This window comes from Paenibacillus ferrarius, from assembly GCF_002027705.1.
Classification (GTDB): Bacteria; Bacillota; Bacilli; order Paenibacillales; family NBRC-103111; genus Paenibacillus_E; species Paenibacillus_E ferrarius.
Window position 1 is genome coordinate 17,410 of record NZ_MBTG01000014.1, and the last position, 12,392, is coordinate 29,801.

The following is a 12,392-nucleotide window of genomic DNA, read 5'->3' on the forward strand; positions in this document are numbered from 1 at the left end:
TAACAGCTGCAGTTAAGGGGTTATTTATCAAGCCCTTGACTGCGGCTGTTTGTCTGCTCTTGCAATTCACCTGACTCCCGGCGCTTCCAACTCATGAGTACCAAGGATAAGGCAATGATCGTGAGGATAATTCCAAGTTCTCGAAATCCCCTGAAGCTGAACGAACCTCCCATTACGATACTTATGAGTAATGAAGAGAGAATGGCTCCCAGGTTTCGTGAGGTACTGAATAAGCCGGATGCTACACCGATTATTTCTTTTGGAGAACTTTTGAACAAGGCTGCTTGCATACCGACACTGTTCAACCCATTGCTGATACCGAAGGCAGCTAATGCCAAACATACGCTGATAACCGGTGAAGTTTGGTTCAATGTTACGATCCACACGGACCCGAGTGTCATCAGAATTGCGGATACCAGCAATACCGATCTTGGTCCTGATTTGTCGATCCATCGTCCTGCTAGCGGAGAAGCAATGAGCGAGCACAACCCTAAGCTTAACATGAGAATGCCTGTATGGAACTCACTGACATGACGTACGGTTTGCAAGTAGGACGGAATTCCAAAAAAGAGTGCGTAAAAGAGTATGTTCACGACCATGAATTGGACATTAACCCAAGTTAAAGCTGGATATTTGGCGAATGTGCGCAAAGGAATGAAGGGTGACTTTGCTTGCAGCTCATGACGCACGAAAGCCCCCAAGGCAATAAGGCCTATTAGACCGACAATGACATTCATGAAGGAGACATGCCCAGATGATTTAACCGACAACAATCCAACAAGCAGGGCAATTAGTCCCACTGTGAAGAGAAGGATCCCTGACGCATCAATCAGATCCAACCATTTGCGAAAGGACATGCCGCGCACAAAGGATGATGGCTTTTCATCCTTAGGAATAGTCTTCCAACAGAATAGAAAGCTTACGACCACGAACGGTATATTGACGAAAAAGATAGCGGGCCAGTCCCACCAATGAATCAAAATCCCGCCAATAAAGGGGCCAATGGCTGCCGCACCGGATTGGAAGATGGTCAGAACAGACAGTGCAGTCGCTTGTTTCTCCGTAATATGAATTCGAATAATGGCCATTCCAACTGAAATCATCATGCTGGTTCCGATGGATTGCACAATGCGAAACACAATGAGCCAACCAAAGTTTGGTGATAGGGGAGCTAATAATGATGAAACGAAAGCTACTACAAGCCCGATAAGAAAGATTTTCTTGCGTCCGAATAAATCGCTGGCTTTTCCCACGACAGGATTAGAGATAGCACTTGCGATATAGAAGGAAAAGATAATCCAAGAAACAACTGTAAAGTCAAGCTGGAACGCATTTTGCAGTCTTGGAATAGCAACAGAAACCATCGAAGAATTTAGCGGGTTCAAGAGCATCCCCAGTCCAACAGAAATCATCAACCACCTATTGCGAGTATTCATTTATGCTTTCCTCCTAAGTGTATTAATGATATCGTAATTGAAATCGGATATTTACTCCAACGCATTTTATGTTATGATCTCATTGACTTGAGGGAATGAAAGGAGGGGACGAATTGGAGCTTCTTCAATTGCAATATTTTCTCGCGGTAGCCCGATTGGAGCATGTGACCGAAGCGGCTCGAAGCCTGCACGTTACTCAATCGTCGCTTAGTAAAACGATTCAACGCCTAGAGGAAGATTTAGGGGTCCCACTTTTCGATCGAACAGGGAGGAAGCTGAGATTGAATGAGTTCGGAAGCAGATTCCTCCATCGAGCAGAAAGGGCTTTGTTTGAATTGGAACAGGGAAAGCAGGAGCTTAGCGATTTGTCCAGCCCTGAACATGGCACAATTGAATTGGCAGTAACCAACGCAAGTACGCTGCCCAATATCCTTCGAGAATTTCAGAAAAAACATCCCCAAATCCAGTTTCATGTGCAAATGCTGACCACCCAGGAAATGGTGACGCTTCTTCACCGGGGAGGGGTCGATTACTGCTTGTCCTCACCTGCCATCCAAGGGGATGATATTGAATGTCAAACAGTATTCATCGACCCGATCCTTGTAGCTGTTCCATTGGGGCATCGGCTGGCAGACCAAAGCAGCGTATCTTTAACAGAACTTAAGGACGAAAGATTTGTCGGTGTAAAAAGAGGCTACAATACTCGCGATTTAGTGGACTCTGTATGCCACACAGCTGGATTTGAACCTAACTATGTGTATGAGGGGAATGAGCCAACCAGGCTAAGTGCTCTCGTGGAAGCCGGAATTGGCATTGCTTTCATACCTAGCACGGCAATGAATTCACGGGAACAGATCCATTATCTCCAAGTTGAGGAACAAGAATTGGTAAGAGAGATTGCTTTATTGCGGCACAAAAGCCGGTACATTTCGCGGGCTGCTCAGGAATTCCGCGAGGTCGTTTTGGAATATTTTGAGGCGATCTCGGAACAAACAAGTTAATTGGACAATAAACAAGCTGACACCGTTAGAGTCACGGCGCCAGCTTGTTTATTGAACTTTTTAAGACACTGGTTTCTTGATTTTATTAGGAGATTTCAAATAAATACTATTAAGTATAGTAATTTCTACGGTAATGTCATTCTCCAAATTCAAATACCAATGTTGTTTCCAATTTTTAATCTGTTCTTCGTTCATCTTTCTTCGAAAGAGTTGACCGATGCCAAGGGCATCTGCCCGATCCTTTTTAAGCTGAGTTATTAATTTATTGGCTCTTTTTTCAATGGTTTGTTTGAGCTTCGATGCAATCTGCTCTTCGGATTCTTCATTTTTATTCTCTAAAATTTCCACTTTCATCAGAATACGACTCTTTAATTGAGGTCCTGATGCAGTCCATTTAACGGAATGTTTAATACTTGCTTTTTTAATCTTAACACTGCTTTGGTCGGCAACCTCAATGGTGCCTCCGGTATACTTTTCCTGGAAGACATTGTAAATCAATACTTCATCAGATGAAATTTCACCAACCATGTTATCTACACGCATGATGGAAGATCCTTCAAATCTATACAGGGTGTCCGTTCCTTTTGTGAGAATCGGAATCGACATATCTTGCGTATAAGACTTGATATCCCGGTAGGCTTCCCATAAGCGTGTTATCGTACTTTCGGGTGTCCAGCCAGCCTGCTCACTGAAAAAATCATAAGAAGAAAGCTCTGGATTCGCATTGATTTGATGATGGATAACTTCATCGAAGTTCCCTCTAACAATCGCCAGCAACCCTTTAATGGAGATATCGTTTGCCTGTACCGCGTAATCGATAATATCGCCAATACCTTCCTTTGCCGTTTTCTCACAGACGAGAAACAGTCGGATATGCAGAAGGTCGATTCCTTTTTCTGAATTTGTCCGAATGTTATCAATCGCATTGGTGATTGTCGCGGAGCTGCTCTCCATATATTGCGAGCCTTGCTTTTGAGGACTAGGAATTTGCAAGATAATTCGGTATTCCTGATTTTTCTCCTTGCATATTCCCATAACAACAGGCATGAGTCGCTTATTAATATCTTTCGTGTCCCAACAACCTGTAAGGAGCGCGCTTAAAGTGCTTAGCAGAAGTATAACCGGTAGGAATGAGCGACGGATCAAGCAGGTTTCCTCCTATACCTCAAACTCATGAGAATGACGGCAAGCGGTATACCAATAATGCTGTAGAAGCAGAGGCAGGTACTCACGATAGTAAATTTCTCCAACGTATCAATATTATCCAAATAACAACTGAAGATATAAGATAATACGCCAACGATGAGGACAGCTATCCCCCTTTTCTTTTTCAAAAACAGCTTTTCGATCAGCGTTGCCATCATCCAGAAAGTCACTGCCGTTTCTATCATGGCGATCGCAATCATCGCAATAACAAAAAAAGTAGGCAGCCAATCAAATACAACCCATTCACTGTCAACCGTATCTGATGTCAACACATTCGGGTAGCGAAAATAGATAATCGATTCCTGCCCAAAAATGAGCATAGGCAAATAAACAGAGGATAAAGCAAAAATAAAAAGTATGCCTAAAATAGTTATGACATAGCGCAAAGGCAGCTTGTGCCTCAGCTTAACCATACCTAAGAATAAGAAACCGGCTTGTGCAAAAAAGGCAGAATAAAACATCGGCCTCTTGAAGAAATTCAACCGAGTATCATAGAGGGGAAAGATGTTATTGAAATCGAAATTACTCATCGCGCTTATCAATGAGAATATAACCAAAGGAAGCACACAGATGAATAACAAGATCCCGCCCCTTGATATTGCTTCATAGCCTTTCCAGGCAATATAAAGGGGAATAACATAGAGCAATACAATGAAATACGTTGGGGTATTAGGCAGCAAAAGGATACTGACCGATTCCATCTCATAGCTATGGGTAATGTTGGAATTCAAAAATAAAAAGGCCAGCAAAGGAATAAGCAGAAGGCGAGCCATCCAATTCCCTGCTACCATTTTACATATATCCACAATATCCTTACCGGGAAAAGCAGAGAGCCCCTTTATATATACCCATACACAACACAATTCTATAAGAAAACCAACAATAATAGGCTCCCAATGCCCTGTGGACGTTGCTTCAATCATTTTGACAGGATAGATATAAAAGTATAACGAGAGGTGAATGACGACAAACATCGTTAATAGGGCTTTATTGCTCATTTGGATTTCTCTCTTTTGGTGGAGAGGCTCAAATAAGGCACCTCAAACGTTGTAATCGTACCCAGGTAAAAACAAAACAAGGCGATGGACGACATAAGACCGAGTATGCCATACAAAGCACAAAACACGATTACGACATACTTGTACAACCGAATGGAGACAGTGTTCATATACGTGCCCATCGTAAAATGTGCGATCGTCGAGCCGGCTACGACAATAATTAGAAAGTAACTGACTAATCTGGCCGAAACGACAGCTTGTCCCAGAATAATACCGCCGACCATCGTAATGGTAGGCCCAATACTTTTGGGAAGACGAATACTCGCTTCGATGACCATTTCAATGATGAACAGCATCATTAACAATTCAACAAGGACAGGATAGGGAACGCCCTCCCTGGAATTTGTGATCGAGACAGCCAACTGGATACGCAAAAGTTCAGGATTGACAGAATTGAGCACCACATATAACCCTGGCATCGTAATGGCGATGATTAAACTCGTGATGCGAACAATCCTGTATAAATACATATACAAGGTAGGTTGATCTTTGTCCGTTTTTACATCCCAGAAGTCCGATATAATCGAGGGGAATGAAAGTGAGAATGGAAAATGATCCAAGAAGATGACCACGCGGCCGTCCATCAAATTGTGCTTGGTTGTGGAAGGAAGCTCAGAAGTTAGATACGTAGGAACAATACTGTAACTAGGCTGTTTAAGAGCTTTCATCAGTCCTTGCACATCAGAAATATCCATGCTGGCGTTTTCATTCAAACAGTTATGGATGAGTTGAATGACATTCGGGTCGGCTTGCCCTTCCACATAGAGAACAGCCACTTCACGAGGGAGCTCCGCCCCAAGGGTGTAAGTCTGGACGTGCAAATCCTTGATCCTCATTTTTCTGCGAATGAGACTTATATTGGCATACATGTCTTCCGTAAAGGCATCTAATGATGTCTGAATCGGATTCTCCGTTTGGGCTTCCACAATACTTCGACTACTGTTGATTGAAGAGGGCTCAAGCACGATGTTTTCGTAACCTTCTAGGGGGAAAATAATCAACATACCTTGTAAGATGGAATTCACGATCTCGGTTAAGGGGACATTCACCCTTGTGGAAGGGGATAAGGCGATCTGATCGATCGGGTTATCCTTGACATGCAGATACGACAACCTGGCTACCAGTGTGTCATAAGTATCTTCATAATGAACGAGTGTCCCCAAATAGCATACTTGGATCTGGGTCTGATAAATATAGGTTTCTTTCGTAATAAAATCAGAATTAAGCTCAAAAACTTGATCAATATAGGCTAGTTTTGCTTCCCTTGTCGAGGTGTTCATTCTCTCATCTCGCCTTTTACATGTAATTTCCTCTGGACTTAATATCCTCCATTTGTGTGTCATTTACTCCAAAATCATAAAAAATTTCAAAAAAGTACGAATGAACCAGATGTCACCGTCATGGAAGATAAAGTACAAGATCATTTTTTAACATGTATGTACACATCTGTTTAAGAATAGAAGCAGGAAGTGAAAGAAATTAAAAATGTCCCTAAACAAGTTAAAAGAGACCGTATACAATAATTTTCCAGTTAAGTAAAGTTTAAGTGTAACCGCTTACGATAATTAATTTAGGAAGGGAGATGGAATCACAAGTATAGAACATGCTTCGAATGATTTTAAATATTTTATTTGCATTTGAAGGGAGAAATCATGCTATGAAACAAAAGCTTGGTCGTTTATGCTCTTCATTTCTTGTTCTATCTCTGTTGGTAGCTAGCGGGTTCACTCTAATTTCAGGAAAGCAAATAGCTTATGCGGCAACACTTACTATCGAGCAAAACACAATCGGCAACATTTTCTATGAAAATGACACCAAGAGCTTCAAAATCTATACGGATGGGGACTCGGTTAATTGGGTTTATTCCGATTATTGGGATAACACCGTACAGTCCGGAAGCCAAGCGGTAAGCGGTGGATCCGTCCTAATAACCGTTAATCCCGGTAAAAAAGGATGGTTCAAATTGGTTATTACAGCGAAGCAGAACGGGAGCGTTATTGCCTCTCAAGAAACCTCGTTCGCCGTCGTATCGAATTTCGATCTGAATCAGGTGGTCGATTCGCCTTTTTCCGTACAAACGCATGCCGCTCGAACCGATCTAATTGCCCAAGACCCGGCAGCGCTGCTCCCGATTGCTAAGAAAATGGGAGTTAAGTATGTCAGGGATGCCTTGAGGTGGGAGTACATCGAGGATACGACGAAGGGGGTTTATAACTTTACAAATAAACCCTTCCTTGATAATTTCATGTCGGGTTTGAAGTCAAATGCTCTCATGCCCTACATCACTCTTGCTTTATATAATGATTTATACGATGGGGGTAATGCACCAACTAGTCCAGAGGCAAGAATGGCTTTTGCTAATTATGGCAAGCAAGTATTGGCCCGATATCCCCAGATCGGTCAGGTGGAAATTTGGAACGAACCAGACATTCCAACGTTTGGGAAGGGACTTACTACAGAGGCGGAGAAAGCGGATTTTTATTTCAATTTGTTAAAAACATCGTACGAACAAATTCATCCGGATTATCCCAATGTAAAAATTACCGGATTCGTGTTCGGCGATCAAGGTTCGGATTCCTTCTTAGAATCGCTTTATCAAAAAGGCGCACTGAATTATTTGAGTGAATATTCATTTCATGCGTACCCGAAAAATCCAGAGGATATCGTTACTGATATCAACAGGCACAGAAATATAATGAAAAAATATAACAACAATCAAACCATCCCGATGAATCTTTCGGAGACTGGATTTACTAACTATAACACCGAGCATGTTCAAGCCAACTATGTGGCTAGAAGAATTGTCACGGCATTGGCGGCTGGCATCCACAAAATCAATATCTATAATTTACAGAATAAATCCACCGATCCTAAAGATTTTGAGGGAACATATGGATTGATTCGGAATCCCGGCGATGTTAAAGGAGCCTATGTACCCAAGCCGGCATATGTCGCTTACGCAGCTATGACCCGGGAATTAACGGGAGCGAATTTCCAAACCACGGAGAATGTAGCGTCCGGAATTTATATTCATAAGTTTCAAAAAGGTATGGAAGATATTCGGGTTATGTATTCTCCTGCAGGAGCCGAAGTCAAATTATTTACTCATGGGAGCCTTAATGTCACGGACATTATGGGGAATACGCAAACGTATTCGCCGACGAATGGTTATGTGCGGCTGCGATTGGATGAGAATCCGCTTTATGTCAAGGGTGGGTTGGAGGCTCCCTATATCGAAGAGATACCAGCGGCCATTACCTATCCGATCACCTTATATTATGGTTACAACAAGGGAGGCTATACGGAAGTCAACGGAACTAGTGGAGAGGCTACAAATAAATGGGTGGCATCCTCCGTACTCAAAAGTTATGACGGGGGCATATCGAGAGCTATTACGAATCCGACTGGCGCATCCGCCAAATGGACGCCAACTATCGTCCAGCCTGGACGTTATCGAATAACAGCGTATCTTCCTGGAACACCCGCCACTCCGGTGAATACCACAAATGCGGCTGAGTATACGATCTATATCAACGGAGAGGAACAGCAGCCGCATGTTGTTATAGATCAAACCAAGCTGCAAGGATCTTGGCAGGTATTGGGTACCTACGAGTTTCCAAAGGGAACAGGCAGTTCTATCCTACTCAAAGACGCGAATCCTGCTCATAATCATCCACTTCGGGCGGATGTCATGAAGCTGGAGTCCATCCTTCCGACAGGAATTTCTCTGGATACCGCTACATTGAACTTGAGGGTAGGAGATACGCATGCATTCACGGCTGTGTTTACTCCTGCTGAGGCAACCGAGCAGACGCTGATTTGGAGCAGTTCAAACAGTCAAGTTGTGACTGTCGATACTGAGGGTCATGTGAATGCGACTGGAGAAGGAGAAGCGGTAATTCGTGCCACGAATCTACTGAGTTCCCTTTATGCTGAAGCTAAAGTAAAAGTGACTCAGGTTGATACAACAGCACCAACGACAACAGACGATGCACCAAAGAACTGGGTGAATAAAGACGTAACAATAACCCTAAAATCAACTGACAGTGGTTCAGGTGTAGATGCAACTTTCTATAAAGTTGATAGTGTCGCTCAACAGAAGGGAAATTCAGTAAATATAACTGATGAAGGAGAACATACTCTGATTTATTGGAGCATAGATAATGCAGGTAATATTGAAGCCCAACACACGGCAACCGTTAAGATCGACAAGACAGTGCCCGTAAGCATTACATCAGTAAGTCCGGCTGCGCCAAACGGCAGCAACGGATGGTATACGTCGGATGTAACGGTAGGCTTAGCTGTATATGACAATTTATCCGGCGTGGCGTCAACCGAATACCAAGTGAATGACGGGGCTTGGACTGCCTATGCGGGTTCCATTCCTGCCTTCGGTGAAGGGGTTCATAAGGTCAATTATCGCAGCACGGATCAAGCAGGCAATGTAGAAAAGACCCAAACCATCGAATTTAAGGTTGACAAAACGGCGCCAATATTAAACGTTCAATTGGATAAGATGTCTCTCTGGCCGCCGAATCATAAAATGGTGACCGTTCATGCCCAACTAAATTCGAGTGATGCTGGATCAGGCGTTGCGTCTATGGAATTAACCTCGATTACGAGCAATGAACCCGATAGCGGTCAAGGCGACATTGGGGCTAATTTCGGTACTGCTGCCACATCATTTAATTTACGCGCTGATAGATCAGGTAGCGGAACGGGGGGACGTATATACACGATTACGTATACGATAGCCGACAATGCAGGCAACAAATGGATTACTTCCAAAACCGTCACAGTGCCTCATGATCAATCGGGATATAACAATCAGTCAGGAAATTATTAAGATATGTAATCCTCTATAGCAATTCGGGTGTTTCTGGAGGAAGGCATTTCCTGCCCTCCTCCGTTTTTCTAATCAATTAAGGATTAAAGTGAATATTTTGCCATCAGAAGTAGATATATGATAGTAGATGTAAAGAGATGAAAGTATCTAACGAAATCCCCTATTTCTTATAATAAATACATGCAAAGAGATTTGCATAAATAACAATCGGGGGTAATGAAATGAAGAAAAGAAATTCAAAATCTTTGGTTCTGATATCCAGCGCAAGCTTCACGTTATTGGCGTCTGCTTGCAGCACAATCAGTACTACAGAGCCAAGTAAAACATCAATGGCTCCAACGGAGTCAGCAACAACGATTAAAAAAGTTGATCCATTCGGCAAGTATGATCCACCGATTGAGGTGACTGCGGTTCGAAGTGTTGGCGCTTCGGTGAAATATAATCCAGGTGAAGATCTTGATAATAACGTTTGGACGAAGGAATTTCTGAATACTCTGGGTATCAAAATAAAATATACTTGGACTGCTCCTGATGCACAATATCAGCAGAAATTGAACCTTTCGATTGCCTCAGGTGAAATAGCGGATATTACTGCCGTCAACACGACACAGTTGAAACAAATGGAGGAATCCGGTCAATTAGAAGATTTAACTGGGCTGTATGAGCAATATGCAGCTCCATTCACAAAGGAAATTATTAATCAAGATGGCGGGCTAGCGCTTAAATCCGCAACATTCAAGGGTAAGCTGCTGGCACTTCCCTATACAGCTGGGAGTTTGGGAGATGTCTTGTGGATTCGTATGGATTGGCTGAAAAAACTAAATCTACCTGAACCCAAAACAATGGATGACGTACTTAAGATTTCTGAAGCGTTTTTTGCCAAAGATCCGGATGGGAATGGTAAGAATGATACACTTGGAATTGCAGCAAATAAACAAATATTTGAAGACATGGGCAGTCTGAGAGGTTTCTTTAATGGTTATCATGCCTATCCTGGAGCTTGGATTAAAGATGCTTCTGGTAAAGTGGTATCTGGCAGTATCCAACCCGAAATAAAACCCGTTTTAGCAAAATTGCGTGACTTGTACAAAGCAGGGCAAATCGACAAAGAGTTTCCCGTTAAAGATGGCGGTAAAGCTGTTGAATCTGTTATTGCAGGTAAATATGGCATTATGTTTGGTTCAGATTGGTTTCCCTATTATCCTTTTGTGGATGGAAAAACTAAGGACCCGAATATGGAGTGGAAGGCATTCGCAATCCCGTCCATAGATGATAAACCTGCTAAAGTTACGGTGGCATTTCCTGTTTCTAAATATTTTGTTGTGAAGAAAGGTTCGAAGCATCCAGAAGCAGCGATTAAATTACTTAATCTCTTCTGTGAAAAAGAATGGGGCAAAACCGCAGATATAGAGAAGTACTCCGTAGCAAAAGATGGAATAGAGCTATTCAAGTATCCACTTGTTCAAACATGGCCAGCTCTTAAAGATATTCCCGATACCTATTTGGCTCTAAAAGACGCATTAGAAACGAAAGATCCAAAGAAGCTTAACGCGGAACAAAAGGCTGGTTATGATAAAATTCTTGGTTTCATGAGTGGTGATTCTGGAATAAATCTGATTAATTGGGCTACTATGCGACAAAAAGCACCAACGGATTCATCGTACGCAGTAGAATACAATTACAAAAAAGAAAATCTACTCATGGTTAATGCTTTCTATGGTGCACCTACGCCAACTATGAAAGAAAAGTCTTCTACGCTTGATAAGATGACGCTCGAGGAATTCACTAAAATAATTATGGGAGTCGTACCTGTGGACGATTTTGATAATTTCGTTACCCAATGGAAGAAACTGGGCGGAGATGACATAACCAACGAAGTAAACGTTTGGGCGGAAACTCAGAAATAGAATGGCATAGAATTCAAGAGGAAAGGATCGGGATTATGCCATCACGTATGCTTCGTGAATTGCCACTGCATCTAATGCTTTTTCCAGGTTTGATATTAGTTTTGATTTTCAGTTATTTTCCGATGGTCGGAATTGTGATTGCTTTCCAAAATTTTAATTCAGCTAACGGATTATTTGGTTCAAAATGGATCGGTTTTGCTAATTTCTCATATATTTTAAACCTGCCAGATTTCTTTGAGGTGCTTTGGAACACAGTTTTTATTGCAGTAATGAAAATTATTGCGGGACTGATTGTGCCAATTACAGTTGCACTTTTATTGAATGAGGTGAATAGGGGATTTATTAAAAAGGGCGTTCAAACGCTGATATACTTGCCTCATTTTTTATCATGGATTATTCTCAGTGGAATTTTGATCGATATTCTCTCCCCGTCATCGGGTATCGTCAATCAATTTTTAAAACAATTCGGATTTGATCCTATATTTTTTCTAGGAAGCATCAAATGGTTTCCATTCATTATGGTTATTTCTGATGTTTGGAAGGAGTTCGGATTCAGCACCATCGTCTATTTAGCAGCATTAGCCGGCATAAATCCTTCGCTTTATGAAGCGGCGTTTATAGATGGTGCGAATCGTTGGAAGCAGACGCTTCATATCACATTGCCGGGAATTAGTCCGATCATTATTTTATTAACCACGTTAAGTTTAGGAAATGTATTGAATGCCGGATTTGATCAAGTGTTCAACTTGTATAGTCCGGCAGTCTATCAGAGCGGGGATATTATTGACACATTCGTGTATCGGATGGGGATGATTGATGCCCATTATGGGACTGCGACAGCAATTGGTTTATTTAAATCTGCGGTCTCTTTTATATTGATCTCGGTTTCCTATTGGTTGGCTTCGCGGTTTGCCAACTACCGGATCTTCTAAGAAAGA

General features: G+C 42.2%; 8 protein-coding genes. 4 read left to right on the forward strand and 4 right to left on the reverse strand.

The genetic code is table 11. The annotated features are described in order from the left end of the window. Window positions 1-20: 20 nt before the first annotated feature. Window positions 21-1,436: an MFS transporter gene (locus tag BC351_RS16580; RefSeq protein WP_079413859.1), complete on the reverse strand. Its 1,416-nt coding sequence runs from the start codon at window positions 1,434-1,436 to the stop codon at window positions 21-23. Window positions 1,437-1,549: 113 nt separating this feature from the next. Between BC351_RS16580 and BC351_RS16585 the strand changes: the two genes are divergently transcribed. Next, window positions 1,550-2,437 (forward strand): LysR family transcriptional regulator, encoded by an 888-nt coding sequence (locus BC351_RS16585; RefSeq protein WP_079413860.1) that lies wholly within the window; start codon window positions 1,550-1,552, stop codon window positions 2,435-2,437. Window positions 2,438-2,497: 60 nt separating this feature from the next. Here BC351_RS16585 and BC351_RS16590 read toward each other — a convergent pair whose 3' ends face one another. The 3 genes from BC351_RS16590 to BC351_RS16600 are packed head-to-tail and all read right to left on the reverse strand — an operon-like array spanning window position 2,498 to window position 5,981. Next, window positions 2,498-3,583: a Ger(x)C family spore germination protein gene (locus BC351_RS16590; protein ID WP_079413861.1), complete on the reverse strand. Its 1,086-nt coding sequence runs from the start codon at window positions 3,581-3,583 to the stop codon at window positions 2,498-2,500. After that, window positions 3,580-4,641, reverse strand: coding sequence for a GerAB/ArcD/ProY family transporter (locus BC351_RS16595; RefSeq protein ID WP_079413862.1), 1,062 nt, complete (start codon window positions 4,639-4,641; stop codon window positions 3,580-3,582). The genes BC351_RS16590 and BC351_RS16595 overlap by 4 nt, the downstream gene beginning before the upstream one ends. Beyond that, on the reverse strand, window positions 4,638-5,981 hold the full coding sequence (locus BC351_RS16600; protein ID WP_158082110.1) for a spore germination protein: 1,344 nt from the start codon (window positions 5,979-5,981) through the stop codon (window positions 4,638-4,640). Before BC351_RS16600 ends, BC351_RS16595 begins: the two co-directional genes overlap by 4 nt. A 377-nt stretch (window positions 5,982-6,358) precedes the next feature. On the opposite strand from BC351_RS16600, the gene BC351_RS16605 reads away from it, so the two are divergent. The 3 genes from BC351_RS16605 to BC351_RS16615 all read left to right on the forward strand — a co-directional run bounded on the left by BC351_RS16605 (window position 6,359) and on the right by BC351_RS16615 (window position 12,386). Then, window positions 6,359-9,547 carry an OmpL47-type beta-barrel domain-containing protein gene (locus BC351_RS16605; protein ID WP_158082111.1) on the forward strand — a complete coding sequence of 1,063 codons (3,189 nt, stop codon included), beginning with the start codon at window positions 6,359-6,361 and terminating at the stop codon, window positions 9,545-9,547. A gap of 221 nt (window positions 9,548-9,768) precedes the next feature. Continuing rightward, window positions 9,769-11,454 (forward strand): extracellular solute-binding protein, encoded by a 1,686-nt coding sequence (locus BC351_RS16610; RefSeq protein ID WP_079413865.1) that lies wholly within the window; start codon window positions 9,769-9,771, stop codon window positions 11,452-11,454. A 35-nt stretch (window positions 11,455-11,489) separates the two neighbouring features. Continuing rightward, the gene (locus tag BC351_RS16615) at window positions 11,490-12,386 is read left to right on the forward strand and encodes an ABC transporter permease (RefSeq protein ID WP_079413866.1); all 897 of its coding nucleotides are present in this window, start codon (window positions 11,490-11,492) and stop codon (window positions 12,384-12,386) included. Window positions 12,387-12,392: the final 6 nt, after the last annotated feature.